This window comes from Ensifer sp. CCNWLY38 (assembly GCF_037120565.1).
GTDB classification, from domain to species: domain Bacteria; phylum Pseudomonadota; class Alphaproteobacteria; order Rhizobiales; family Rhizobiaceae; genus Ensifer; species Ensifer adhaerens_H.
The window spans coordinates 12,830-39,106 of the sequence record NZ_JBBBBO010000014.1 but is presented as its reverse complement, the minus strand read 5'-3'; the positions used below and the strand labels follow the sequence as shown (position 1 = coordinate 39,106).

Here is a 26,277-nt window from a genome sequence, read left to right as displayed (position 1 = left end):
GTCAGCCACCCACCGCAACGCGCTTCTGTTCCTTCTCACGCGCCGCGAAGAAGGGCATGATTTCCCTGACGAACAATTCCAGCGTCCGCTTCTGCAGCTCGAACGGCAGATTGAAGGTCAGGCCCAGGCAATACTGGTCCACGCCGGCAGCCTCATAGACCAGCAGCTTCTCGATCGCTTCGTCCGGCGTGCCGAACATCAGATTCTTGCGGATGTTTTCCGGGTTGTAGTTGTCTTTGCCCTTGACCGCCTCATAGGGCACCGCTTCGGGGAACCCCTCGCGTACGGTCCCGATGTTCTGCATGAGGTTTTCGAAGGCGCGGCCGTAGTCGATGCTGTGCTTGACCGCGCGCTCCCGGCCATCCGGCCGGTCGTAGACGCAGGTGCGTCGCTGCATCATGAAGCGCGGACGCCGTACCTCGGGATGATCGGCAACCGCCTTGCGAAACTTCTCGGAGAGCACGTGGATCTCGGCCTCCGGAGCGGAGAGCGGTGTCGACAGGATGCTGGCGCCGTTCGCGATCGCCCAGTCGAAAGTGCCGGGATCGCGCGCCGCCACCCAGATTGGCGGATGCGGCTGCTGCAGGGGTTTCGGCACGGCAGCCGTGATCGGGAAATTCCAGTATTGCCCTTCATGGGCATAGTCGCCGGACCAGAGCTTCTTCACGGCCGGCACGATTTCCTTCATGTAGGCCACACCCTCCTGCTGCGGCATGCCGCCTGCCATGCGGTCGAACTCGTATTGGTACGAGCCGCGTGCGATGCCGAACTCCAGGCGTCCATTGGTCAGGTGATCGCAGAGCGCCGACTCGCCGGCGAGCCGGATCGGGTTCCAATAGGGCGCGACCAGCGTGGAGGTGCCGAGCCGGATGCGATCCGTGTGCTGGGCAAGCCAGACCAGCGTCTGGAACGGATTGGGAGAGATCGTGCATTCCAGCGTGTGGTGCTCGGCAGTCCACAGCGTCTCGAAGCCGCCTTCGTCGGCAAGCCGCGCAAGCTGCAGCAGGTTGCTCTTCACCTGCTCCATCGGAATATCGGGAGAGAAGCGTTCCATCGTGAGGGAGACTGCGAACTTCATGTTTTCTGCCTTTCCTGTTCCCGTGCTTTTGCTGTCATTTCAGGCGGATGACGAAGGGGTCCTGCATCGCGCCGGAGTAGTCGACGATGACGTTCTTCAATCGCGAAAACTCGTGCATGACCTCGAAGCCGCCGCGCCGGCCATAGCCGCTTTCCTTGAAGCCGCCGTTGGCGGACATGAACGAGGCGGAGCGGTAGGTGTTGATCCAGACGGTCCCGGCATCGATCCGGTTGGCGAACCGAAGCGCCCGATCGATGTCCTTGGTCCAGATGCCTGAGGCCAGGCCGTAGCGTGTGTCATTGGCGAGCCGGATCATCTCCTCCTCGTCGCGAAACGGCATGACGCCGACCACCGGGCCGAAGAGTTCGTCGCGCATGAAGGTCATGTCGTTTTCGGCATCGACCATCACAGTCGGTTCGAAGTACCAGCCCCCTGACGAAAGTCCTTGCCGCTGCGGACGCCGCCCGCCGGCAGCGATGCGCGCCCCCTCCTTGATGCCGGAGGCCACGTAGGATTCGACCTTTGAAAGCTGGTCGGCGAGCGCGAGCGGACCGATGTCGGTGTCCTCGATCGTCGGGAGACCGACGCGGATGCGTTGTGTCCTCGCGACGAGCGCCTCAATGAAGCGATCGTAGATGCGCGCTTCTACAAAACAGCGTGAGCCTGCGACACAGGTCTGACCAGCAGCTGCGAAGACACCGGAGACGACGCCGTTGACCGCATGTTCAATATCGACATCGCCAAAGACGACGTGAGGCGACTTGCCGCCGAGTTCCATCGAGCAAGGGACAAGGTTTTCAGCGGCGTTGCCGGCGATGCGTCGGCCGGTGGCCGTGCTGCCGGTGAAGACGTATTTCGCAACGCCGGGATGGCGTGTCAGCGCCTCGCCGGCACTCTGGCCCGTACCGGTCACGACATTGACGACGCCGGCGGGAAAGCCCGCCTCGTAGATCAGCTCCGCAAGCGCCAACGTCGAGGCGGTCGCATGTTCCGAAGGCTTGATGACGACCGTATTGCCGATTGCGAGGCAAGGCGCCAGCGTGCCGGTCAGAAGCATCAGCGGCGAATTCCAAGGCGTGATCATGCCGACGACGCCCAAGGGTTCGCGCAGATTGAAATTCAGCGTATCGAGACGATTGATCGGGATCGTCTCGCCCTGCAACTTGTCGGCCATGCCCGCGAAATAGTGGTAGCTGTCGGGCATGGAGCGCATCTGCGCCCGGGTTTCCTTCAGCAGCTTGCCATTGTCGCGCGTCTCGATTTCCGCAAGCGTGTCGGCGTTGGCGCGAACGAGTTCGGCAAGCCGGCGCATCAGCGCGCCGCGATCGGTCTGCGTCATGCAGCGCCAGGCCGGATCACGAAAGGCGGCATTGGCAGCGGCCACGGCGGCCTCGACATCGTCAGCATCCGCTTCGGCAAGATGATACCAGGGCTCACCCGTCGTCGGGTCGAAACTGGCGATGTAATTGCCGTTCTTCGGCGCCACGAACTGCCCGCCTATGAACAGGATCTGGCGCGAACCTTCGATGGAACTGACCGTCGTCTTCATATCATTGTCCTTGGTCTTGGGAGGTCTGAAGCCAGGTGCGGGCTTCGCCGTCGATCATAGCGATACGGCCGCCGTCGTCGGAATCCATGTAGATGCCGAAGCGGCCCGCCTGCCTCTCGCGCACGTAGCGTCGCAGCATGGATCGCAGTTCGTGCGTCGCGATCGCATCATCTGGAAGATCGTCGAGCGGGAAGAAGCGCAGATCAGCTGGCAGCCTGGTGCCGGCACCGCCCTCGCCCGCCAGTCGGGCGCGATAGACGAGATAGCCGGGATCGCTGTCTGCGACATCGAAGACCGAGTAGAGGAAGGTCTCGTCCGGAACGAGCCGAAGTGCATCGCCGCCGTCGATGACGAGCTGGCTGTCTGCCTTGCGTCGCCGCGCAGACGGCAAAACCCAGCCGCCCTTGCCGTCCGAACGCAGAAGCAGGCCGTCACCCGCTTCGATCAGATAGCCGATGATCATTCCATGCGACGCAAGCCAGCCATTCGGCAATGGGTCTTTGACGCTGGCATAGCGGCCGCGGCAAAAGCCGAGCGGTGCGGTCGGGCTGGTGCCAAAGGCCCGAACCTCGCCGATCAGGATCGCATGATCGCCGGCATCAACAGTGCTGAAAGTCGTGCAGTCGAACCAGGTCAGGCTGTCAGTCAGGACCGGCGCGCCCGTGTGAATGTGATCGTGGGTGACCGACTGGAATTTGTCCGGGGATTTTGAGGCAAAGGTTCCGGAGACGTCGACCTGTCCTTCATGGAGGATGTTGACCGCAAAACACCCCGCATTGGTGAAAGCAGGATAACTCGAAGCCGACTTCGCAACGCAAACCAGAAGCAGCGGAGGATCTAGCGACACCGAGGTGAAGGAGTTCGCCGTCATTCCACGCGGGGTGCCGTCTTCGTCGCGGGTGGTGATGACGGTGACACCGGTCACGAACGTGCCGAAGGCGCGGCGAAGCGCAATCGGATCAATCGCCACGTCCGTCGATGCTGCTGTCTCAACCATGCGCTTCTTGCCTCCTCACCATCAGGTTGATTGGAGGTTAATGCCGTCACCGCGGTCGTTCTTCCGTCGCTTCACAGGAGGGGGAGAAGAACTTCTGCATCGATCCCGAGGAGGCGATCGGAGGCCGCGAAATCGGGTGGCGACACGGTCGCAAGACGGCTCCCGACGGACGGGGAAAGCCTAGCTGCGGAGTGTGGAGCGATTGTCGATGACGCCGTGCAGGCGGATCGCGAGCTCGACGGCAAAGCGCTTTTCCGGCGTTTCGACATCCACGCCGAACAGTTCCTGGATACGCGCCAGCCGATAGCGCAGCGTCGTCACATGCAGGCCCATCGCATCGGCACAAGCCTGGCTGCGACACCCCTCCTGCAGATAGATCGACAGGGTTTCGAGATAGGGGGTTCCGTTGTCCCGATCGTGATCGGCGATCGCCCCAACACTCTCGTGCACGAAACCGCGCACGTCGCCGGCCTCGCAGGCGGCGACCAGCATCGGCAGCGGGCCGAAATCCTGCGCAGAGACCGCGCCAGTCAGACTAAAGGAGCGTCCGATGCGGATCATTCGGGCGCAGCGTTCCCAGGCCTGCGGATAATCCGACAGGGCCGCACACCGGTTGCTGGCGACGACGATCGGTGCCTCGTCGAAGTAACGACCGAGTTCCTCGGCGATACGGCGGGCGAGCTTTGTCGTGCGCTCCTGCCGCTTACCCGTATCGTGGGGAACCAGGCAGACGACGCCGCCCTCGACCGCAATCAGGTTCGCCTGGATGGATGCCTGCTGCATGACACGTGACAGTGTGTGCTCCACATCGACGGAAGCGCCGCCAAATGCCTTCGTCTTGTCCGGAAAATCGACGACGATCATCTGCTGAGGCACGGAAAAACTCAGGCCGAGGCGCTGGGCGCGCTGGGCAACATCGCCGGCATTGCGCCACCGCGCCTCCACGATCTCGAAGAAGAGTTCGGTCTGCGTCCTCGTCTCGAAGCGAAACCGGATGAAGCTTCGCATCATCTGCACGCTCAGCGCAAACTTGGCGCTGTCGAGCATCAGGAGATCGAGATCGCTGAATTCGCGGTTCGTCGGGAAGATGATGAGCGCCCCGACCAGTTGATTGTCGACCATCAGCGCTTCGACACGGGCCGTTATCTTGAACCGTTGCGTGCCATCATCGAGGTAGAGGTTCACGGCATCGGTCGTCCCGCGCTCGACAGCGTCTCGGGCGGCCCTCATCAGCGGCCGGCTAAGAACAGTGGAAGCCGCCTCGTGCCAACTGGCCTCGTCGTAGAGGGCGTTCGGCGGCCGGCCGGCAACAACCTGATTGGCGGTGAAATCAACGACCACCGTCGGATTCGGCAGCATCGTCCCGACCATGGCCGAAAGTGGTGCGACCGACCCATCGCTCAACACATGTTCCAGAAGTGACGTATGTGCCTCCAAGGCGCGCTCCAGCCGCTGCGCCGACTGCTTCTCCGCCTCGAGACGATGTTCCCGCTCGACCGCGATGGCACCGAGGTGGATGATCGTGCCGAGAAAGGCGAGATCATCTTCCGACACCTCGGCGACCTCGCGAGCAATGACGCTCAGCACCATCGGTCGACCTTCGGCATCCCTGCAGTTCATCGGCATCACGAGCACCGTGCGATAGTCACGCTCGAAAGCCTCCTTCCGATAGCCTGGAAACTCGGCGGATTCGCGTGCGTCACGGATGTAGACGGGCTCGTTTCGCTGCAGCGCGATCAGGGAAGGGCTTGTCGCCAGCTCCCATTTGTCGGGCAGTCGCCGTTCGATCAGTGTCGGATCGTGGCGCACGATGACATGGGCGTAACCATGCGCCGCGTCGATGCCCATGATCGACCCCAGAGACCAGTTCGCATGGCGACAGGCGGCCGCAATGAGATGCTGCAGCGCCGTCTGAAGATCGCCGCCGCTGTTGATCTGACTGGCGACATCGCGGAGCGCCAGTATCTGGGACTTCTGATCCAAATCGTCTCGCCTCTTGACATCTATCAACCAACCATGCGCGCGGCGAAGGCCAAAGTCTACTGCGCTTCCGCGAAGCCGCAGCGAACATCTTCCGACGAAATGTAGGAAGCGCCGCCCGACGATCCCGCTAGGGTGCGAAGCAATCCCAACAAACAGCAACGGCGCATCCCATGACGATCGGCATTCGAAAAATCTGCACTTTCCTCGAAGAAACGCTGGTGGAGGGCGGCAAGGTGGCGCCGCGCCCGGTAAACGTCGTCATGGTGGCGGCGGTGATCCAGAACCCCTGGGCGGGGCGAGGCTTTGTCGAAGATCTGCGGCCGGAAATCATCCGTATCGCCGGCGAACTCAGCCACGAGATGACGGACCGGCTGCTTCGTCAGATGGCGGCGGACCGGATCGAGGCTTGCGGCAAGGCGGCGGCCGTCGGCATTGCCGGTGAAATTGAACATGCTTCGGCAATGATCCACACGCTGCGTTTCGGCAATCCCTTTCGGGAGGCGATCGGCGGCACCAACTACCTCGAATTCGCCAACACCCGCAATGCGCCGGGCGCGCTGCTGTCGCTGCCGATGATGCACAAGAGCGAGAGCGGCAAGCGATCGCATTTCCTCACCGCCAACTTCCAGATCGCTGACGCCCCCGGCCCAGACGAGATCATCGTCGCGATCGGCGCCTCCGACAGTGGCCGCGCCCATGCCCGCATTGCCGACCGGTTCCAGGACATCGCCGAAATGGATGCGGAAAAGGCTGCATTGCTCAGCAAGGCTTGATAAGAGCAGACAAACGAGTTGCGCGGGAGTTTGCCATGAAGCTTGATGCAATCGACCTGCGCATTCTCGATGCAATCCAGCGGGATGGACGCATCACCAAACTTGCGCTCGCCGAAAAGGCGGGCCTTTCGCCCACGCCCTGCTGGATGCGGCTGCGCAAGCTGGAAAAGGCCGGCATCATCAGCGGCTACCATGCGCACGTGGCATTGCGGCGTGTCGCGCCGGTTGCAAGCGTGATGGTCGAGCTGACGCTCGCCAACCACCGTCAGGCGGACTTCGACCGGTTCGAACGAGCCGTCCGCGATATTCCGGAAATCGTCTGCTGCTGGTCGGTCGGCGGCGGCGTCGACTACATCCTGAAAATTGTCGCCGCCGATATCGACGCCTATCAGCGCCTGATCGACACGCTTCTCGACAGGGAGCTCGGCATCGCGCGCTACTTCACCTACATCGTCACCAAGACCGTCAAGGAAGAGCCGGTGCTTCCCGTGTCTTTGCTAATGGCGGAAGAGGCCTAGCAAAGGCGGCGCACGAGCGGCAAGACATACGCATCCGCCGGTACATGTCTGCGAATCAGATCGCGCCGAAGTTGCGCGCCCATAGTTCGCGAAGATCGGGATCCGCGTCGACACGCCGGGCAATGCTGAGCAGCTTTGGGCAGTTTGCCGCCAGCCAATCGCGCCCCGGTCGCCAGCGCGTCATCGCCGCGATCCAGATATCAAGCGCAGAGAACCGCTCTCCGAGCGCCCACGGCGCGGGTGCAATCTCGTCCTCCCACTGCCGCCACAGGTCCATGCGACGTCCGAGCACCCGGCTGCGCAACTCGTCCGGCACGCTCGGCGCCCAACGTTCCGGGTAGTCAGCGTAGGTGAAGGTCCCATAAACGGCAGTCACGAGCCAGATCAGACGACGAAGAAAGACAGGACGAAGCGGGTCCCCGACCGGTGGCGCAAGTCCGGCTTCTGGGTATGTCTCCGCAAGATGAAGCAGAATGGCCGCGCTCTCCGTCATAACCGTGCCATCGGGAAGTATGAGCACGGGCACCTGTGCGAGCGGGTTGACGGCGACAAGACGGTCCCGGGCCGGGCCGGGCTCATCGAACCCGGCGACATTCTCGAACGTGTAGGGTAGCCGCGCTTGCACCAGCGCCGCTTCGACGAGAACGGAGCCCCAACTTGGAACGCCGTAGAGGCGGTAAAGTGCTTGTGTATCGGCCATCGTCATTTTTCCTCGCAGTGCACGGTGCCATCTTGGTCGCCACCCCGCAAGCTGTGCCGGCAAGCGGCAGCCTCCGGAACAGCTCAAACATGGACCATGACTGGGTTGAGGTCGCAAGCAATCAAAATTGGCGTGTGCCACTCTCTGCCCGACCCAGGAACAAATTTCCGGGCCAGGCGTTCTGCGCCGAACCGGAGACAACGGCGATGCAAGCTATCATTTGGGATCACCCCGTCAGGGTTGGTGTGAAAGGCGAGCGCACCATCAACGGACCACAGGATGCCCTGCAATATCTCAGCGAAATGCCGCAGGGCGGATGGTTCTACGAACGGGCAAGAAACCGCTGCCGCGCTGCTCTGGAGCGCGGCGACGAGCTTGGGCTTTCGCGGAAAGCTTTCATTGGCGCGACCATCGAATCTTCGTTCCCAATCTCGGACGACGACGTTCTTTCCTGAAGTCGATGGCAACGTGGTCGCGCGAACGTCCCACGAAGGACGGTGACGAACAGCGCGACCGATGGCGTTCGGCCGTACCGTTGCGCGTTACGACCCTTGCTCCTCAGGCTTGTCGGGTGCGGGCATTGGATTGTTTTTCGCTTCCATGGCGGCCTCGATCTGCCTGATGACCTTGACGGCCTCCTGGAGGATTGCCCGCATCTCGTCATCGTAGAGATGCACCGGCATCCCGCCGGCCCGAATGATATCCATGGTTTCGGCTGACTCTTTCAGTCGATCGGGCTGCCCGAGCATCTTCCAGCCTTCCTGGACCGCGACATAGGCCCGGACGAGGAGGCGAAGCTTTTCGCCCTCCGTCAGCATGTGAACGTCACGGGCGGCCTGGGTCAATTCGGCAATGACGTCTGAAGTACTTCTCATAGGACACCCAGGCTACGCAGGTACCGCGGTGCAACCGGTTCATTCAGTATGAGCTAACGTGTGGACCGGAGAAAGCAAGTGGCCTCGCCTTGGCCACCCGATTTGGCCAACGAAAACCGAGGTCGTGGGGACCTGCTCGTCGCAGGAATTCTTCATCATGAAGCCTCAGGGGGCAGCATCAACGGGTTCTTAATCCTTCGTTGACCATAATTTCCGTCGAAGAGCCGAACCGCCGGTCGTTGCCGCCGGTGGATTGCACCTCGAATGAAACGGAACCCGCCGTGTCTGAGTATCCAGTAACCGCGTATCCGGCGCCTGTGTCGTGTGGCGTCGCAAGAAGAAGCGTTCAGCGCATTGCACGATGGTTTGGGCGTGTGAGCGCGATCGCCGCCATCGCAGCGTCCACCATGGCCGTCACCACTACCGCGTCTTCGGCGGAAGTTCGATCATTAAAACTGTTCTTCACCCATACCGGCGAGCGCGCGACGATCACCTTCAAGCGGGACGGTAAATTCGACCCGAAAGGTCTTTCACAAATCAATCGCTTTCTGCGCGACTGGCGAAGGAACGAGCCTGCCCGCATGGACCCGCGTCTTCTCGACCTCGTCTGGGAAGTCTACCAGCGCGCCGGGGCGAAGGACTACATCAACATCGTCTCCGCTTACCGCTCGCCCGCGACCAACAACATGCTGCGCGGGCGTTCGCGCAGCACCGGGGTCGCCAAGAACAGCCAGCACATGCTCGGAAAGGCGATGGACTTCTACATTCCAGGCGTGAAACTCGCTCGGTTGCGGGAGATCGCCATGCAGATGCAAGTCGGTGGGGTCGGCTACTATCCCACCTCCGGATCGCCTTTCGTGCATCTCGATGTCGGAAACGTGCGGGCGTGGCCGCGGATGTCGCGCCAGGAACTGGCCCGCATTTTCCCGAAGGGGCAGACGCTTCACGTTCCCGCCAATGGCGGGACCTTGCCGGGTTATGACCAGGCGATGGCCGACTACAAAAAACGGGTCAAGGCCACCTCGATCGTGGCTGCGAACAGTGCCGGTCCAGCAAAATTCAAGACTGCGGCACCCGCCGACAACACCCTGCTCACCGCAATGCTTCCAACGCGCAAGAGCCGTGGGGAAGAAGCCCTCGAACGCCAGACCCTCAAGCAGTCTGTCGAAGAACCGCCGTTCTTCGACCTTGCGTCAATCAGCGTCCCGCTCCCGACGCTCCGCACGGTCGCCACCGCCGCGGCCACCGAGCGCGCGCTCCCCGTGAACGTCTCTGCATTCGTTCCGTCCTCGTCGTTCAGGATCGCACTTGGCACGGGCATGATGCGGGCGCCGGGCGCAAGCGAATCCGGCCTCACCGGCTCGCCGTCCGCGAAGACGGAGTGGTCAATTCGCGACGCTGCGCTCCTTAAGTGGGCGCTGGCGCCGGCCAAAGATCTTGAGCAGCTGATCCTTCCGGCAGGCCTCGGGTTCTCGGTGGCAAGCGCTGAGGATGCAAACCGCATACCGAAGGGGACTTCCCAACTCGGCGAACAGAAAAAGGCCTTTGACAAGGAACGCTTCTGGTCGGACGGCTGATTGCGGCGCGCGGACGGATATCTTGGCGACATGCAGTCGAACCGGCCGTCAGTCAATCAATCAGTCGGCTCAACCTGCCGGCACCGCCCGCTTCACAGAGACGTTTCCGGCGCTACGATCGAGCTCCATCAGCCATGCTGCTGATGTAGGCGCAGAACATGTCGGCCATGGCGTCGGCGTAGACCTCTATCTCGGCCTCACTCCGTGGCGTTTCTGAAAACTCCTTACCGACAGTGGTCATCGTCGTGATGATCAGATCCGCGGCCAGTTGCCGGGCAGCTCCGGTGCAGTGCGGAAGCACCTCCATCATGAAATTTTCGAAGATCGGATCCCCCGCTTCCTTTGCCTCCCGGGCTTCGGGCGCATCACGATAGAGCGGGGCGGCGTCATCGAGCGCGACGCGGACGGTCGCCTCCTCGCATTCGGACCGGACAAAGGCGTGGACGAGGGTCCGTAGCCGCTCAAACGGCGATTGCGAGCGATCCTCGAGGAGGCCCCGCACAAGATCCGTCGTCTGCTGCCACTCATCGCTTTGCAATCGAAAGAGGATCGCGGCCTTGTTGGGAAAATACTGGTAGAGCGATCCGATGCTCACGCCGGCTTTTTCCGCCACCCGGGCGGTGGTGAATCTCTGCGCACCCTCCTCTGCCAAAACCTGAACAGCAGCCTGCAAAATGGCTCGGACAAGCTCGTTCGAGCGCGCCTGCCTCGGCTGTTTTCTTGAGGATATACGGGCACTTGGACGATCCGTCATTGGGGCGCTCGGCAATGCGATTAGCGAATGCGACGAATTATTCGTATTTTCGATTTCAACACAAGCCGCATTCCTGCAACGGAGCCTTTCATGACGACCTTGACCACTGAACCTCTCGCACCGCTTCTCGATCGCCTGTTCAAAGAAGCCGATGCGGCATCAAGTCCGGCGATGGCCGCGCTTTCGCGCGAGGAGCGCGAACGCCTCGTGCGCAGCAAGACGGAATATCTCGATTTGTATGGGCGACTGAAGGATCTCTGGCTTCCGGTATCGCGCGAAACGGGCACGCTGCTTTACATGCTGGCTCGCAGCTGCGGCGCGAAATCGATCGTGGAATTCGGCACATCCTTCGGCATCTCCACGCTCCATCTTGCCGCCGCGCTGCGGGACAATGGCGGCGGGCGATTGATCACCAGCGAGTTCGAGCCTTCCAAGATCCTACGGGCACGCCAAAACCTGGCTGACGGCGGCCTTATCGACCTTGTCGAAATCCGGGAAGGCGATGCGCTCAAGACCTTGAGCACCGATCTTCCCGAGACAATCGATCTGCTGCTGCTCGACGGCGCCAAAGCCCTCTACCGCGAGGTGCTGGATCTGGTGGAAGACGGTCTGAAACCCGGCGCATTGATTGTCGCTGACAACGCCGACGATTGCCCCGATTACCTTGCCCATGTTCGCTCAGCCGCCTCGGGCTATATCTCCGTGCCCTTCTCAGAGGATGTCGAACTGTCCATGCGGGCCGGATAAATCTGCGGCTACCCAACCTTCAAGCCTCGTCCAAAGACTGGAGAAACATCATGCACGTATTCGTAACGGGCGCGACCGGCTGGGTCGCCGCGGCCATCGTGGACGACCTTTTACGCGCCGGCCATCGTGTCACCGGCCTCGCCCGCTCCATGGAGAAAGCAGAACATCTTGTCGCCGCCGGCGCCAAGGTAATCCAAGGCTCGCTCGACGACCTTGATGTCCTGCGCGAAGCGGCATCGGCGGCAGACGCCGTCGTCCATACCGCTTTCAACCATGATTTCATCCATTCCGCCGGGGACCATGGCTTCACGACATTCCTTGAAAGTGCCGCACAGGACCAACACGTGATCGAGATTCTCGGCGGTGCATTCGAAGGATCGAGCCGGCCGCTGCTGGTCACCTCCGGTCTGTCCGGCCTGCCGCGCGGCGTCACCGAAATGGACCTTCCGAACCCGGCCAGCCCGCGCAAGTCGGAGGTGGCAGCAAGAGCGCTTGCCGCCCGAGGCGTGCGCGCAGCAACCGTACGCCTCGCCCCGTCGGTTCACGGATCGGCGATTACGGCTTTGTTCCGGTCCTGGTGAAGCTGGCGCGCGCGACGGGCGTTTCGGCCTATGTCGACGAGGGACAGAACTGCTGGTCGGGTGTTCATAGGCTGGATGCCGCCCGCGTCTACCGGCTCGCCCTGGAGCAGGGCGTGACCGAACCGGTGTACCACGCCGTCGCCGACGAGGCGGTCCCGTTCAAGGAAATCGCCGCCGTAATCGGCCGCCAGCTCAACCTTCCTGTCGAGGCGCGACCGCGTGAACACTTCGGCTGGTTTGCCACAATGGCAGGCGCCGACATGGCCGCCTCCAGCGCGCATACCCGGACACTGCTTGGCTGGCAGCCTTCCGGCCCCGGCCTTCTCGCAGACCTCGATCAGCCCGGTTATTACACTCGATAATCGCTGGTGGTCAGCGTTGGGGTGCTGTCGCTGTCAACCGCGATGTTGGCCCACAACGTCGACCCCGTCCGGGCGTAGTGGCTAAACGACATGTTCCTGCCGTCAGACGCTTTCGATTGGACGCGCAACGTGGTCCTCGTTCGCAGCGGCGACCAGACGATACTCGTCGACGCCGGTCTGGGGTTGGACCCTGACCTGAACTTGCGGTCGGCTTCGAACACCCCGACTGGCACAACGGCTTCGAACACGATCCGGAGGAAGCGGCCCGTGTTCGGGTTCGTCTTTTGCGCGAGTTGGTGGAGACGGGCGGACAGCTGGTTGCCACTCACCTGCCATTCCCGTCCGTTGGCCGGGTGGCGGTCGACGGCGATAACTTCCGTTGGGTACCGGTTTTCTGGGACTACTGACCTTGGTCGGACGAACTACGCCCGCATGCGATTGAACAATTGGCCGATCGCCGCCTCGTAGGTGGGACAGTTTGCTGCTTTTGCAACGCAGCAAACGTCCCGTCATCTTGCCGCGACCCAACATCCGGGTCGCCTTCGGAGAGATGCGGACATTCTCTGGCGAACACGAAGGCTGCCGGGACCACTATCTATCGGCAATCAACCGCTGGCCGGACGAAGCGAAGTCCGGGAATGGTAACGATTTTGATGCGGACGAACGCGCCAGTGCCACATCCAAGAGCACGTTCGCGCCGGCGGTGACATCGAAAGGTGACGCGTACTCGCGCGGATTGTGGCTGACCCCATCGCGGCACGGTACGAAGATCATCGTGGTCGGCACCCGCCGCGCCAGATTGAACGCGTCGTGCCCGGCGCCGGAGACGATGTCGCGATGCATCAGCTGGCGATCCCTGGCGCTTGCTCTTACCGCCTCGGTCAAAACGCCATCAAAGGTGACCACCGGTGAATGCCAGGCCAGACGCCCGTCGATGTCGGTTTCATTGTGGTTCTGGCGGAGCGCCTCCAACCCGTCCAGCAGCTGCCGATGCATCCGTTCGAGCACCGCTTCGTTGGGGTGCCGGAGATCGACCGTCATATCTACTCGTCCAGGGACCACATTGATCGCACCCGGCGAAAGCTCGATCCGGCCGATCGTGCAGCGCGCATCTTCGTCGATCCGGCCGATCGCCTGCACCAGTCCGATCACATGCATGAGCACGGGCACGGGATCCTTGCGCAGCGCCATCGGCACCGGACCGGCATGGGTTTCCTCGCCGCGAACCGAGATCTCATACCAGCGGATTCCCTGGCCTCCAGTGACGGCGCCGATGGTCTTTGCCTCCGCCTCGAGGATCGGCCCCTGCTCGATGTGAAGTTCGATGTAACAATCGGCGTCAGGGAGATTGGGCTGCGCCTCGCGATCGTATTCGTGCCGTACGAGTTCGTCGGCCAGCACAATCCCGGCACCGTCGCGGGCGGACAAAGCCTTTTCCAGATCCAGCATGCCGCAGGCGACACCCGAACCCATCATCGCGGGCTGGAAGCGGCAGCCCTCTTCATTGGTCCAGACGCAGAGATCAATCGGCCGTTCGGTTTCCACCGCCGCATCGTCCAGCGTCTCCAGAACCTCGAGCCCGGCCAGCACGCCGAGCACGCCGTCGAAGCGACCGCCGGTCGGCTGGGTATCGAGATGACTGCCGATCATGACCGGTGATGCATCGCGATTTCGGCCGGCGCGGCGAATGAAAAGATTGCCGATCCGGTCTTTGCGGATCCCGTATCCGCGCGCTTCGCACCACGCAAGAAACAACGCGCGGCCGGCTTCGTCCGCATCCGAAAGCGACTGCCGGCACGAACCGCCCTCGGCCGTGGCGCCGATTTCGGCCATGGCCATCAGGCGCTTCCACAACCGTTCTCCGTTGACCGCCTGCCGCATCTCGCCCTCCTCGCGCATGTCTTTGTCTGCGCCAACTTCCCCGGCCACCCGTGTGCGCACCAGTCACCCATGTGGGGGACTGTGATGGTCTCTCGGCCGCTCGCTACAAAGGAGTGAACGGTCAACCGAGGAGGCAGGTCATGGATACGACACCGGACAGACGATGGCACCGCATCGCGGAAGCGCTCCGCCCCGAGACCCGTTTGTTGATCGACGGGCAGTTTCGGGCGGCGGCGGATGGTGAGACCCTGGCCTCGATCAATCCGGCAACCGGCGCTCTCATCGCCAATGTCGCCTGCGGAAATGCAGCCGACGTCGAGACCGCCTGCGACGTCGCCGCGAAGCGTTTCCGACAGGGCGTCTGGTCGCGTTTGGCGCTTCGGCAGCGCATCGATGTTATGACCCGCTTTTCCGAGCTGATTGCCGAAAACCGCGATATCCTGGCGGTGCTCGATACGATGGAAATGGGCAAGCCGATCGCTGAAATGTGCGCCATCGATGTGCCCGGCGCCGTGCTGACCATGCGTTTCATGGCGGAAAGCATCGACAAGATCGCAGGCAGCGCGCCGGTCACCAACACGGACGCGCTGCACTACATCCTGCGCCAGCCGCTCGGCGTCGTCGGCTGCATCACGCCGTGGAACTATCCGCTGATGATGGCCGTCTGGAAGATTGCGCCCGCGCTTGCCGCCGGCAACAGCGTCGTCCTGAAGCCGGCGGAGGATACGTCCCTCAGTGCGCTACTGCTCGGCCGCCTGTTTCTGGAAGCGGGCGGACCGGATGGTGTGTTCAACGTCGTGCCGGGACGCGGCGCCATCGCCGGCCAGGCACTGGCGCGCTCGATGCAGGTCGACAAGATCGCCTTCACCGGTTCGACGGCTATCGGTCGGCAGATGTATCGCTATGCCGCGGATACGAACCTCAAGGCGGTTTCGGCCGAACTTGGCGGCAAGTCGCCGCAGATCGTGCTTGCCGATGTCGAGGACCTCTCAAGCGTCGCGGAAAAAATCGCCGACGGGCTGTTCGGCAATCAGGGCGAGGTCTGTTCGGCAGGCTCGCGTATTCTGGTCGACCGGAGCGTTCACGACGAATTCTGCGAGCTCATTGCCGGCCATGCCGCGCGGAAATACCGGCCGGGCGATCCGCTCGATCTGACGACCACGATGGGTCCGCTCGTCAACAAGGTGCACCAGGGCCGTGTGCTCGACTATATCGACGGCGCGCGGCAGGACGGTGCAGCGCCGGTCATCGGCGGTCGATCAGCCGATCGGACCGCGGACGCAGCATGCTTCGTGGAGCCCACCCTCTTTGCCGGCGTCAACAACCGCATGAGGATCGCCCAGGAAGAAATCTTCGGGCCGGTCGGCGCGATCATACCGCACGATAGCGTCGAGGATGCGGTCAGGATCGCCAACGACAGCCCGTACGGTCTCGCCGCCGGCATCTGGACCTCCAGTCTCGGCAGCGCCCACCGCATCGCCCGGGATCTTGAATGCGGCATGGTCTGGATCAACGGCTACATGAACGGCGACATGAGCCAGCCCTGGGGCGGCTGGAAACTTTCCGGCCACGGCCGCGACAAATGTCTGCAGGCGCTTCTCGACAACACCCAGTCCAAGTCGGTCTGGGTCACGCTCGAATGACCGCCGGCGATGGCTGACAGTCGCTGTCGGCAACAAGCGCCCGCCATGCATCCTACAGCGCCGCGCGTCTTATCAGACGCGCAAAGGTCGCTGTAGCACGTTGAATTGCTGCATGTTTTTGCCCTTTAATCGGACGATTAAAGGAAACATGCATTTGGAGAGCTCACCTGCATGGATGTCGCGGGCGTGGTAGTGAGTGACCCCGATAGGAAAGGTAGGACCCCATGGCCCGAAACACCAAGGGAACGCTGCGGTCGCTGACCGGCCTGCTGCTGGCCGCCTCAGCACTTTGCAGCGCCACGACCGCGATTGCGGAAACGCTTGTTATCACCGATGCCAAGGTCCGCACCATGAACCCAGCCGCTCCGTTGGAGGAGGCTGTGGCGATCAATGAGGACGGCGTGATCGTCGCTGTCGGCGACGAAGCGAGTGTTCTTGAGAAAGCTGGAAAGGACGCCCATGTCGTCAAACTCGGCGGTCGCATGGTCCTGCCGGGTTTCCAGGATGCCCATGTACATCTGGTCGAGGCCGGCATCAATGCCAGCCTCTGCGAGTTCGAGCCCTTCGCCTCCCTCGAAGAGACGCAAGACACGGTTCGCGATTGCGTAAAGCAGAGCCAACAGGAATGGGTGGTCGGCTCGGGCGTCAGCATGACCAACCTGCTCGACGAAACCGACGATCCCGTCGGTGTACTGGACAAGATTTCCCGCGATCGGCCAATCCTGATCCTCGACGACATCGGCCATGGCGCCTGGGCAAACAGTGCCGCGCTCGCGGCCGCCGGCTACGACAAGATCGAAGGCAACCCGCCCGGCGGCATCATCCTGCGCAATGAGAAGACGGGCGCGCCGAACGGCATCGTGCTGGAGAATGCCCAGCAGAAACTGCGCAACCTCGCCTTCCCGGATACGCCCGAAAACGTCAAGTTTGCCTATGAGAGCATGCTGCCGACGCTGAAGACGATGACCGAGAACGGCATCACCACCGTCAGCGACGCCGGTGGGTTCTGGCCGCAGGGACACCTGAAGGCCTGGGAGATGGCCGAAAAGAACGACACGCTGACACTGAGGGCCGCGAACGCACTCTACGTCTATCCCGATCTGCCGTTCGACGAGCAGGTGGAAAAACTCGCAAGCTTCTACAGCAACGATCCGAACCGGCTTTTGAAATTCGATCAGGTGAAGATCTATGTGGACGGCATCCTCGAGCAGCGCACCGGCGCCTTGCTCGCGCCCTACAAGAAGGGGCCGGGTATCGATCACGGCTTCGACAGTGGCTTCCTCTATTTCGACGAGGCGACGCTCGACCGCTATTCCAAGGCGCTTTCGGAAGAAGGCTTCAAGCTGCATTATCACGTGACCGGCGATCGCGGCGCGCGCCTGGCGCTCGACGCCATCGCGCAATCGGACCCGAAGCCCGGCCCGCACCGGTTGACGCATATCTACCTGCTCGACGAGGCCGACTACGGCAGGTTCAAAGACGAAGGCGTCGTCGCCGATTTCCAGCTGGCGCCGAGTTCGCTCAGCCGCGAATACGACGCCTTCATCCGCAAGTTCATCGGCGAGCGCGCCGATCACATGATGCCGGCCGGAAGCATCGAGAAGTCAGGCGCGACGGTGGTCATGAGCAGCGATTTCGATGCCGACGAACTTTCGCCGCTCATCAAGATCCAGACCGCCCTTCAGCGTAAGCGGGATGGCGCCCCGGATGTGGAAACGGCCGTCAAATGGATGACGATCAATCCAGCGAAGCTTCTGAACCAGGACGACAAAACCGGCACGATCGAACCCGGCAAGTTCGCCGACCTCGTCGTCATCGACAAGGATATCTTCGACATTCCGGTCAAAGACATCGGCAGGGCCGCCGTCGCGGCGACGTTGCTACAGGGCGATGCCGTCTATGATGCGGAAGGCCTTTTCTCCGAGAACTGAGCTATCCGCCAGTACCTCCGAGCAGGAGCGAGAACAGCTCGCCCTGCGAGGAGATCTTGAGCTTGGAGTAAATGCGCTTGCGGTGAACTTTCACCGTTTCCGGGCTGTTGCCGAGAATGCGCGCGATGCTCTTGGTCGAATGCCCCTTCAGCATCAGCCGGATGATTTCCCCTTCGCGCGTGCTCACCTTCAACTGTGACAGGGTGGCGAACACCATGTCGGCCGCGGGCTCGCTCGCGGCCGGCCCGGCGATCGGCTGCGGCCAGTGCTTGCGGCAAAGCTCTGAGACCACAGGCAACAGGCCGTCGAGATGGGCGCGGGCCTGCGGTGCGGGCCGGCATTCGGCCGTCCTCTGGCCAAGCGATAGCGCGATCGCGGTGCCTTCGGCACTGGCGACCAGCATGACGATTTCATCGTAGAGCCCGGTTTCGGCATAGAACATGCGATAGTATTCGCTCGTGCGAAAATCGTCCGGAGCGCAGTCGTCGAGGCTCACCACCCGATCGCCGGGGTCACTCAAATAAAGGCTGTAGAATGGATCGAGCAGGTAGGCGAAGCTCAGATAAGGCCCGATCGTCCGCCTGGTCGCCTCCGGATCGAGATCGCTATAGAGCTGCAGCGGCGGCTGGTCGGCGGAGAAGACCGAGACGAACAGGCTGTCGAAGCCGTAGACACCAAGGCAGAGCTGCCGCAGAGCGTCCGGAAAGGCCGGGCTGCCAATCGCAGCCACGGCCTTGCCGATCAATGCCATCTGTTCAAACGGAAATCCCGTCATTCCCCGCCTTGTCGTCTGAATTCCGTCGACGATCAAAGCGGTTCCTGCTGGGTAATGCAATGGATGCCGCCACCGCCAATGGCGATCGCATCGATCCGGACTTCGCGCACGCGACGGTCCGGAAACAGCGAGCGGAACATCTGCCGCACGGCCGTGTCGGACTCGATGCCGTAGCACGGCATGATCACGCCGCCATTGACGAGATAGGAGTTGACGTAGGAGCGGCAGAACTTCGGATGATCCGACGGCGCGTCGACGGCTTCCGGAACGGTGACGATCCGGATCGGCCGGCCCTTCGCATCGGTCTGGCCCTGCATCGCCTCCAGGTTCAGGCGGATGTAGTGGTTCCACTTGTCATCCTCTTCGTCATCCCCCTCGCTTGGGCTTTCCATCAAAACGACGCCGGGGGCGACGAAGACGGCGATGCCGTCCACATGGCCGTCGGTCTCGTCCTCGATCGGATTGCCGGGCAGCCAGATCACCTTTTCACCGCCCAGCATGTCGAGAAGCTCGCGCTCGATGTCGTCGCGGCTCCAGCCGGGATTGCGGTTGCGGTTCGGAAAGCAGGTTTCGGTGGTGATGATCGTGCCCTCGCCGTCGACGCTGACGCCACCGCCCTCGGCAATGAGGTTCGAGACGAAGCCGGCGACGCCTGTCTTCTCCAGCATCAACCCCGAAAAGGCCGCGTCGCCATTGAACGGATGATACTTGCCGCCCCAGGCGTTGAACTTGAAGCGCGCGCCGGCACGACGGCCGTCAGCCGCCGTCAGGAAGCAGGGGCCGGCGTCGCGTGCCCAGCTGTCGTCGATATCGGCGTCGACGAGATCAATCGACGGGTCGAGGATGGCGCGGGCTTCGGCCATATCCTCCGGACGCGCAGCCATCGTCACCGGCTCGAACTCGCGGATCGCGTGGGCGACGGCGGCATAGTCGCGGCGGGTCGCAGCGATATCGTCCCAGACCTCGTGGCGGCAGGGCCACATCATCCAGGTCCGGCGATGCGGCTCCCATTCGGCCGGCATGCGAAACCCGGATTCGCGTGGTGTCTGGTTTTTCATGGTACGTTTCCTTCCTGCCCCGTCTCGACACCCGCGACAACACGGAAGCATCGGGATCTGGGCTCATCACATTGTTGTTCGTTCGAGAAAACCTTCAGCCGATGGCCGTCTGGCCATCGAGCGTGCGGATTGCGCCGTAGAGGTCCGGCCTGCGATCGCGGTAAATGCCCCAGCTGCGGCGGAATGCACGCACCGCATCGAGATCGAAGCGCGCCGTCAGATAGGTCTCATCCGTGCGGCTGGCTTCGGCAACGATCGCGCCGGTATGGTCGGCGATGAAGGACGTGCCGTAGAACAGCGCCTCGTTGCCGCCTGCCACTTCGCTGCCGACCCGGTTGGAGGCGATCACCGGCACCATGTTGGCGGCCGCATGGCCCTGCATGGTGCGGCGCCAGTGGCTGGAGCTGTCGATCTCGGCGTTCTGCTCGCTACCGATTGCTGTCGGGAAGAACAGAAGCTCCGCGCCCTGCAGCGCCAGTGACCGAGCGGTTTCGGGAAACCACTGGTCCCAGCAGATGCCGCAGCCGATCCGCGCATATTTCGTGTCGACCGCCCAGAAACCGGTATCGCCGGGGCTGAAATAGAACTTTTCCTCGTATCCCGGCGCCTGGGGGATGTGGGACTTGCGATAGTTCCAGACGATCTCGCCGTCGGCATCGATGATCGCAAGCGAGTTGTATTGCGCCGGTCCGGCTTTCTCATAATAGGAGATCGGCAGCACGACGCCGAGCTCCTTCGCAATCGTGCGAAAATGCCGGACAGCGCGATCCTCGCCGAGGCTGGCCGCCAGATCGAGATGGTCGATCGTCTGCTCCAGGCAGAAATAGGGCGTCTGGAACAGCTCCTGCAAAAGGATGATCTGGGCGCCATCCTCGTGAGCAACCCGCACCAGTTCCTCGGCCTTTTCAATGTTCTCGTCGATGTTCCAACTGCAGGCCATCTGCGTCGCTGCGACGGTGACTTCGCTCATCTCTTGCTCCTCAAGCGGCGCTGCGGCGGGATGCCATGAAAGCGGCGACCGATTCCGACAGGGCGGAAACGATCGTGTCGCATTCGGCCTCGGTGACGATCAAAGGTGGCGAGACGATGAGCCGGTTGCCGACCGGCCGCACGACGACGCCGCGGGCGATGCAGCCTTGGAAGATCGTTTCGCTCGCTTTTTCGTGGGCCGGCAGTGGCGCCTTCGTCGCCTTGTCGGCAACGAGATCGATGCCGAGCATCAAACCGGCACCACGGACATCGCCGACGATGTCGTGGGCAAGCAATGTCCTTGCCTGTTTCTGCAAGTGCGCGCCGGTCCTTGCCGCATGCGGCAGCAACCTCTCCCGCTCCATGATGTCGATATTGGCGAGCGCCGCGGCACAGGCGACCGGATGACCGGAATAGGTGAGCCCCATGGAAAACACGCCGCCTTCGCATTGGGGACGGCTGATGACGTCATAGATCTCGTCGGAAATCAGCGTCGCGCCGAGCGGGATGTAGCCCGACGTGATGCCCTTGGCCGAGACCAGGATGTCCGGTTGAGTGTCGTAGATCGCGTCGGACGCAAACCATTCGCCGAGGCGACCGAAACCGGTCACAACTTCATCGGCCATGTAGAGGATATCGTTGCGTCGGCAGACCGCCTGCATTCGGCTGTGGTAGCCTTTCGGGGCGACCAGCACGCCGCCTGCACCCATGATCGGCTCGGCGATGAAGGCGGCGACGTTCTGTGCGCCCAGCTGCTCGACGCGCATCTCGAATTCGCGCACCAAGAGGTCGCAATAGGCTTCCTCCGTCATGCCGTCCGGGCGCGCGTAACAATCGGCAGCCGAGATGTGGTGGATGAAATCCTCGCCGACCTGGGCAAAGCCGTATTTCGTGCCGTGGATGCCGGTCAGCGCCGCCGCCACATAGGTTGCGCCGTGATAGCCGTTGTTGCGCGAGATGATCTTGCGCTTGCCCGGCTTGCCGCGCATGGCGAAGTAATAGTGCACGATGCGGATGGCCGCATCATTCGCCGTCGAGCCGCCGCACGTGTAATAGACATGGTTGAGGCTGCCGGGCGCGAGCTCCGCGAGCCGGGCTCCGAGCTCGGCCGCAGGCACGTTCCCCGACGCGCCGAAGGGATTGTAGTAGTCCATGTCCAGCACCTGGGCGGCGATCGCGTCGGCCATCTCGCGCCGGCCGTGGCCGATGTTGACGCACCAGAGCCCAGCGATGCCGTCGAGCAGCCGCCGTCCGGCATTGTCGACGACGTAGGCGCCCTCGGCCTTTTCGATGATCTGGCTGCCGGTCGCAGCAAAGGTCGAGAAATCGGTATAGGGGTGCAGGACGTGGTCCCGGTCTTTCTCGAAGGCCGAGCGGTTGTTCGGCCGGTCGGATCCGGCGGCAGCCACGGATTGAACGATGGTCATTGTTTTCTCCAGAATGGTATGAGGCGCAACGTCAGCAGACCGGCCGGTCAGCGCAGGAGCTTGGTCCAGACGCGGTCGTAAAGTTTGGTAACGGCAGGCGTGCAGGCGGTCAGAAATTCCGGCGCAGGCGCACTCTCGGGCGGGCTCAGCTCCGGAGCGCCGGCCAGCGCCTTGTCGACGAAGGCTTCCGAACCCTTGATGCCGTTGGCGTAGCGGGCGTAGTTGGTGATCATCGCCGCGTTTTCCGGATCCATGACGAAATTGATCCAGAGCTTGGCGTTCTCGATGTCGGGCGCGCCCTTCGGCACAGCGACATTGTCCATCCAGCCGGTATAGCCTTCCTTCGGGTAGATGTATTCGATCGACGGTCTCTCATCGCGAGCGCGCATCGCGTAGCCGTTCCAGCTCATCGAGACTGCGGCCTCGCCGGACACGAGAAGCTCCTTGGTCTCGGAGTTGTAGCTCTTGACGAATTGCTTCTGCGTCGAGAGCAGGTCGAGAACCGCCTTCAGATCCTCGGGGTTGTCGTTGCAGCGCGGCTTGCCGAGGTAACGCAGCGCCATGTTGATGACGTCGTTAACGTCGCGCAGCATGTTGATCTTGCCCTTCACCGCGTCCTCCGGTTCGAACAGGATCTTCAGCGACGTGTCGTCGCCCTTGACGATATCGCGATCGACGGCGAGACCGGTCGAGCCCCAGGCCCAGGGTGCCGAATAGAGGCGTCCCTTGTCCCAAAAAACGTCCCGCCACATCTCGTCGACATGCTGGTAGTTGGGCATCGCCGCGACATTGATCGGCTCGAGAAGGTTTTCGCCGATCAGGATCGTCATCGTATCGTGACCGGGCACGACGATGTCGTAGCCGCCAGCGCCCGATTTCAGCTTGGCAAGCATCGTCTCCATGGAATCGTAGGTGTCGATATGGACTTTGACCCCGTAGGTCTTCTCGAACTTCTCCACCATTTCAGGCGGCGTGTATTCGCCCCAGGTGTAAATGAAGAGGTCGCCGGCAGCGGATGCGGGGCCGGCGATGGCCGAGGCAAGCAGGGCGGCGAAGATGGCAGTCTTTTTCATCTGATGTTCCCTTTCTCTTTTTTGATTTTCGAGTGTTGGCGCGGGCGTCAGTGCTTGCGACCCGCCTGCCCCAGCAGCCCCGAAATCAGCACCAGCACGGTCGAGGCGGCCAGCATCAGCGTCGAGATGGCGTTGACCTCGGGCGTCATGCCGAGCCGGAGCATGCCGTAGATGTGCAGCGGCAAGGTCGTGGCGCCGGGACCGGCAACGAGTGCCGTGATGATGAAATCGTCGAGCGAGATGATGAAGGCGAGCAGCCAGCCGGAGACGAGCCCGGGCACCAAGAGCGGCAGGGTGATGCGCAGGAAGGCCTTTGCCGGCGAGGCATAGAGGTCGGCCGCAGCCGAAGGCAGCGTCTCGTCCATGCTCTCCAGCCGCGCCTTGATCGGCAGATAGGCAAAGGGGATGCAGAAGACGATATGGGCGATGAGAATGGTGGCAAAGCCAAGGCTGATACCAACTGCCACGAAGAAGACGAGCGAGGCGACGGCAGTGACGATCTCAGGCACCATCAGCGGGAACGTCAGCACGACATAGGCCCCTTCGCCGCCACCCTTCTTCCGGTTGACGGTCGCAATGGCGGCCCCAAGGGCAAAGACCGTGGCAACCGTTGCAGCGATGATGGCGATGATCAGCGAATTCAGCGCAGCCGTCTGGATGTTCTGGTTGGCAAAGACGGTCTGGTACCAGCGGAAGGAAAAGCCGGCCCAGCGGGTGACCGAGCGGCCGTCGTTGAAGGAATAGAGCGCCAGGACGACGATCGGCGCATAGAGGAAGACGACGCAGCCGACGGAGAGAAGGCCGAAGCCGGGAAAGACGCGCAGGTCGCGCAAGCGTGCGGTGGACATGGCGGACCTTTCTTTAGATCAGGCGCTGCTGCTGCGCGGCGCGCCGGGCAAGCCAGAGAAGGACGATGAGGGTGATGGTGAGCAGGATCATCGACAGCGCCGCGCCGAACGGCCAGTTGCGCGCCGCCTGGAACTGGGTGCCGATGAGGTTGCCGATCATCAGCGTCTTGCCGCCGCCGAGGATGTCGGGCGCCAGGTAGGAACCGACCGAGGGAATGAAGACGAGCAGACTCCCAGCGATCAACCCTGGACGCATGACCGGCAGCACGATGCGGAAGAAGGCGACCCTGCGGCTGGCGTAGAGGTCGTAAGCTGCTTCCAGGAGCCGAAAATCGAAGCGCTCGAAGGCCGAATAGAGCGGCAGTACCATGAAGGGCAGAAAGGAGTAGATCAGCCCGAGCGAGATGGCGAAGCCGTTGTAGCTCAGCGCCAGCGGCTGGCCGACCACGCCGAGATCGATGAGGGCGCTGTTGATCGGCCCGTCGTCACGCAGCACGAAGAGGAGCGCGATGGTGCGGATCAGAAGATTCACCCAGTAAGGAATGGTGATCAGGAACAGCCAGATGTTCTTTACCCGGTCGGAGCGGGTCGCAATGTAGTAGGCCGTCGGCACGCTGATCACGAGGCAGAGAAGCGTCGCAACGGTCGCCTGCAGCAGCGAGCGGGCGACAATGATCAGATAGTCGGGCGTAAACGTCAGGCTGTCGTCGAGGAAATCCCGCTCGAACAGGATCTGCTCGTAGGCTGCGGTGGAAAACGTCCACTCGACGCCGCCATAGGCGCCCGGCACGAGGAAGGAATAGGTGAGCATGATCGCAATCGGCGCGACCATGAACACCAGGATGATGCCGAGCGACGGCCAGAGCAGACCGGCATGGGCAAGCCCCGGTGGGATGCGCGAGGACAGAGCGAGGGGCCGGGCACTCATGACAGGAGCACCTTGATGGAGCCGGGCTCGAAACCGATGCTGACGAGGTCGCCCGGCGCGAAGTCCTGCCGGCCGCGCAGGCCGCCGCGCGGCGAGCGGGCGGTGAGCGCGTGCTTGCCGACGCGCAGGTGGTATTCGACGGCATTGCCGAGATAGGTGCGATCGGTGACCTTTGCCGGTCCCTGTCCCTCGCTTTGAGCGGCACCGAGTATGAGCCGCTCCGGGCGGATCGAGAGCCAGACCTGTTGCCCGCTTTCGACGTGATCGACGATCGGCGCGTGGACCTGGCCAAAGCCCTCGATATCGAAGGCTGCTTCGCCGCCCGTGGCACCGGCGACCTTCGCCTCGATCAGGTTCGATTCACCGATAAAGTCGGCGACGAAGCGGCTTTGCGGTTGTTCGTAGATATCTTCGGGCGCACCGACCTGCTGCAGCCGGCCATTGCTGATGACGGCAACCCGGTCGCTCATTGCCAGCGCTTCCTCCTGGTCGTGGGTGACGAAGATGAAGGTGATGCCGGTTTCGCGCTGGAGCGACTTCAATTCCAGCCGCATCTTCTGCCGGAGCTTCAGATCAAGCGCCGACAGCGGCTCATCGAGCAGCAAGAGCTTCGGCTGGGGTGCGAGCGCGCGGGCGAGTGCAACGCGCTGGCGCTGGCCGCCCGACATCGTGTCCGGGCGGCGATCGGCGTATTCGCTCATGTGCACCAGATCGAGCATGCGCTCGACGGTCTTGTCGACCTCTGCACGCGGCTTGCCGAGCATTTCCAGCCCGAAGGCGATGTTGCGACGGACCGTCATGTGCGGAAACAGCGCATATTGCTGAAAGACGGTGTTGACGGGGCGCGCTTCCGGCGGCAGGCGGCTGACGTCTTCGCCGAAGATCCGGCACGTGCCTGACGTCAGCATCTCGAACCCGCCAAGGATGCGCAGCAAGGTGGTCTTGCCGCAGCCGGACGGACCGAGCAGCGTGAAGAACTCATTGGCGCGAATGGAAAGATCGACGTCCTTCAGCGCCTCGTGGGCATGCGGTGTGCCGGCATTGTAGGTCTTGCGGAGGTTACGCACTTCGGCAGCGACGCTGTTTGGATGCTGCACCGGACGGGAGCCGGACTTGCTCAACGACGCAACCTTGCTGTCGGCGGGCAGTGTCGGATTGGGTTCTATGATGGCGCGCTGCATGGTTCTCCTCCGCTTGAGCCGAGGGGAGCGACATACCGCTCGGCATGGCAGAACTATGCGTGGGGCCGA

General features: G+C 62.5%; 23 protein-coding genes and 2 pseudogenes. 9 read left to right on the top strand and 16 right to left on the bottom strand.

Annotated features, from left to right (window positions below; all coding sequences use genetic code 11):
• Position 1: 1 nt before the first annotated feature.
• The 4 genes from V7S54_RS26385 to V7S54_RS26370 form a co-directional block, all read right to left on the bottom strand.
• Positions 2-1,078, bottom strand: coding sequence for an LLM class flavin-dependent oxidoreductase (locus V7S54_RS26385; protein WP_336409206.1), 1,077 nt, complete (start codon positions 1,076-1,078; stop codon positions 2-4).
• 34 nt (positions 1,079-1,112) lie between these two features.
• The gene (locus V7S54_RS26380; protein ID WP_336409207.1) at positions 1,113-2,627 is read right to left on the bottom strand and encodes an aldehyde dehydrogenase; all 1,515 of its coding nucleotides are present in this window, start codon (positions 2,625-2,627) and stop codon (positions 1,113-1,115) included.
• Position 2,628: 1 nt separating this feature from the next.
• Positions 2,629-3,624 carry a flavin reductase gene (locus tag V7S54_RS26375; protein ID WP_336409208.1) on the bottom strand — a complete coding sequence of 332 codons (996 nt, stop codon included), beginning with the start codon at positions 3,622-3,624 and terminating at the stop codon, positions 2,629-2,631.
• Between the two features lie 180 nt (positions 3,625-3,804).
• The gene (locus tag V7S54_RS26370) at positions 3,805-5,607 is read right to left on the bottom strand and encodes a helix-turn-helix domain-containing protein (RefSeq protein ID WP_336409209.1); all 1,803 of its coding nucleotides are present in this window, start codon (positions 5,605-5,607) and stop codon (positions 3,805-3,807) included.
• Positions 5,608-5,777: 170 nt separating this feature from the next.
• On the opposite strand from V7S54_RS26370, the gene V7S54_RS26365 reads away from it, so the two are divergent.
• Positions 5,778-6,380 carry an amino acid synthesis family protein gene (locus V7S54_RS26365; protein WP_336409210.1) on the top strand — a complete coding sequence of 201 codons (603 nt, stop codon included), beginning with the start codon at positions 5,778-5,780 and terminating at the stop codon, positions 6,378-6,380.
• 35 nt (positions 6,381-6,415) lie between these two features.
• On the top strand, positions 6,416-6,898 hold the full coding sequence (locus tag V7S54_RS26360; RefSeq protein WP_336409211.1) for an Lrp/AsnC family transcriptional regulator: 483 nt from the start codon (positions 6,416-6,418) through the stop codon (positions 6,896-6,898).
• A gap of 55 nt (positions 6,899-6,953) precedes the next feature.
• Here the strand turns inward: V7S54_RS26360 and V7S54_RS26355 are convergent, their stop codons facing one another.
• Positions 6,954-7,598 carry a glutathione S-transferase family protein gene (locus tag V7S54_RS26355; RefSeq protein WP_336409212.1) on the bottom strand — a complete coding sequence of 215 codons (645 nt, stop codon included), beginning with the start codon at positions 7,596-7,598 and terminating at the stop codon, positions 6,954-6,956.
• An 89-nt stretch (positions 7,599-7,687) separates the two neighbouring features.
• On the opposite strand from V7S54_RS26355, the gene V7S54_RS26350 reads away from it, so the two are divergent.
• Complete coding sequence (locus V7S54_RS26350) at positions 7,688-8,053, top strand: DUF982 domain-containing protein (protein ID WP_336409213.1); 366 nt, start codon at positions 7,688-7,690, stop codon at positions 8,051-8,053.
• 87 nt (positions 8,054-8,140) lie between these two features.
• On the opposite strand, the gene V7S54_RS26345 is transcribed toward V7S54_RS26350, so the two are convergent.
• Positions 8,141-8,473, bottom strand: coding sequence for a hypothetical protein (locus V7S54_RS26345; RefSeq protein WP_336409214.1), 333 nt, complete (start codon positions 8,471-8,473; stop codon positions 8,141-8,143).
• A 407-nt stretch (positions 8,474-8,880) separates the two neighbouring features.
• On the opposite strand from V7S54_RS26345, the gene V7S54_RS26340 reads away from it, so the two are divergent.
• Complete coding sequence (locus tag V7S54_RS26340; protein WP_336409244.1) at positions 8,881-10,050, top strand: DUF882 domain-containing protein; 1,170 nt, start codon at positions 8,881-8,883, stop codon at positions 10,048-10,050.
• A 112-nt stretch (positions 10,051-10,162) separates the two neighbouring features.
• Here V7S54_RS26340 and V7S54_RS26335 read toward each other — a convergent pair whose 3' ends face one another.
• Positions 10,163-10,804: a TetR family transcriptional regulator gene (locus tag V7S54_RS26335; RefSeq protein WP_336409215.1), complete on the bottom strand. Its 642-nt coding sequence runs from the start codon at positions 10,802-10,804 to the stop codon at positions 10,163-10,165.
• 90 nt (positions 10,805-10,894) lie between these two features.
• Between V7S54_RS26335 and V7S54_RS26330 the strand changes: the two genes are divergently transcribed.
• The 3 genes and pseudogenes from V7S54_RS26330 to V7S54_RS33290 all read left to right on the top strand — a co-directional run.
• Complete coding sequence (locus tag V7S54_RS26330; RefSeq protein ID WP_336409216.1) at positions 10,895-11,551, top strand: O-methyltransferase; 657 nt, start codon at positions 10,895-10,897, stop codon at positions 11,549-11,551.
• 50 nt (positions 11,552-11,601) lie between these two features.
• Positions 11,602-12,494 (top strand): annotated as a pseudogene (locus V7S54_RS26325) (SDR family oxidoreductase).
• 203 nt (positions 12,495-12,697) lie between these two features.
• A pseudogene (locus tag V7S54_RS33290) lies at positions 12,698-12,901 on the top strand (MBL fold metallo-hydrolase); the annotation flags it as partial.
• Between the two features lie 184 nt (positions 12,902-13,085).
• On the opposite strand, the gene V7S54_RS26315 reads toward V7S54_RS33290, so the two are convergent.
• Positions 13,086-14,375, bottom strand: a complete 1,290-nt coding sequence (locus V7S54_RS26315) for a Zn-dependent hydrolase (protein ID WP_065373174.1) — start codon at positions 14,373-14,375, stop codon at positions 13,086-13,088.
• A 140-nt stretch (positions 14,376-14,515) separates the two neighbouring features.
• On the opposite strand from V7S54_RS26315, the gene V7S54_RS26310 reads away from it, so the two are divergent.
• Both V7S54_RS26310 and V7S54_RS26305 read left to right on the top strand, forming a co-directional pair.
• A complete protein-coding gene (locus tag V7S54_RS26310; RefSeq protein ID WP_336409218.1) occupies positions 14,516-16,018 on the top strand; it encodes an aldehyde dehydrogenase family protein in 1,503 nt (500 codons plus the stop codon).
• Between the two features lie 224 nt (positions 16,019-16,242).
• Positions 16,243-17,949 (top strand): amidohydrolase, encoded by a 1,707-nt coding sequence (locus V7S54_RS26305; RefSeq protein WP_336409219.1) that lies wholly within the window; start codon positions 16,243-16,245, stop codon positions 17,947-17,949.
• A gap of 1 nt (position 17,950) precedes the next feature.
• Here V7S54_RS26305 and V7S54_RS26300 read toward each other — a convergent pair whose 3' ends face one another.
• The 8 genes from V7S54_RS26300 to V7S54_RS26265 all read right to left on the bottom strand — a co-directional run bounded on the left by V7S54_RS26300 (position 17,951) and on the right by V7S54_RS26265 (position 26,208).
• On the bottom strand, positions 17,951-18,724 hold the full coding sequence (locus tag V7S54_RS26300) for a helix-turn-helix transcriptional regulator (protein WP_336409220.1): 774 nt from the start codon (positions 18,722-18,724) through the stop codon (positions 17,951-17,953).
• A 32-nt stretch (positions 18,725-18,756) separates the two neighbouring features.
• Positions 18,757-19,782 carry an agmatine deiminase family protein gene (locus V7S54_RS26295; protein WP_336409221.1) on the bottom strand — a complete coding sequence of 342 codons (1,026 nt, stop codon included), beginning with the start codon at positions 19,780-19,782 and terminating at the stop codon, positions 18,757-18,759.
• Positions 19,783-19,876: 94 nt separating this feature from the next.
• Positions 19,877-20,752, bottom strand: a complete 876-nt coding sequence (gene aguB / locus V7S54_RS26290; RefSeq protein ID WP_336409222.1) for an N-carbamoylputrescine amidase — start codon at positions 20,750-20,752, stop codon at positions 19,877-19,879.
• A 10-nt stretch (positions 20,753-20,762) separates the two neighbouring features.
• Positions 20,763-22,178 carry an aminotransferase gene (locus tag V7S54_RS26285; RefSeq protein ID WP_336409223.1) on the bottom strand — a complete coding sequence of 472 codons (1,416 nt, stop codon included), beginning with the start codon at positions 22,176-22,178 and terminating at the stop codon, positions 20,763-20,765.
• Positions 22,179-22,225: 47 nt separating this feature from the next.
• On the bottom strand, positions 22,226-23,251 hold the full coding sequence (locus V7S54_RS26280) for an extracellular solute-binding protein (RefSeq protein ID WP_336409224.1): 1,026 nt from the start codon (positions 23,249-23,251) through the stop codon (positions 22,226-22,228).
• A 47-nt stretch (positions 23,252-23,298) separates the two neighbouring features.
• Positions 23,299-24,099: an ABC transporter permease gene (locus V7S54_RS26275; RefSeq protein ID WP_336409225.1), complete on the bottom strand. Its 801-nt coding sequence runs from the start codon at positions 24,097-24,099 to the stop codon at positions 23,299-23,301.
• 13 nt (positions 24,100-24,112) lie between these two features.
• Positions 24,113-25,027, bottom strand: a complete 915-nt coding sequence (locus V7S54_RS26270) for an ABC transporter permease (protein WP_336409226.1) — start codon at positions 25,025-25,027, stop codon at positions 24,113-24,115.
• Complete coding sequence (locus V7S54_RS26265) at positions 25,024-26,208, bottom strand: ABC transporter ATP-binding protein (protein ID WP_336409227.1); 1,185 nt, start codon at positions 26,206-26,208, stop codon at positions 25,024-25,026. Before V7S54_RS26265 ends, V7S54_RS26270 begins: the two co-directional genes overlap by 4 nt.
• Positions 26,209-26,277 lie beyond the last annotated feature (69 nt).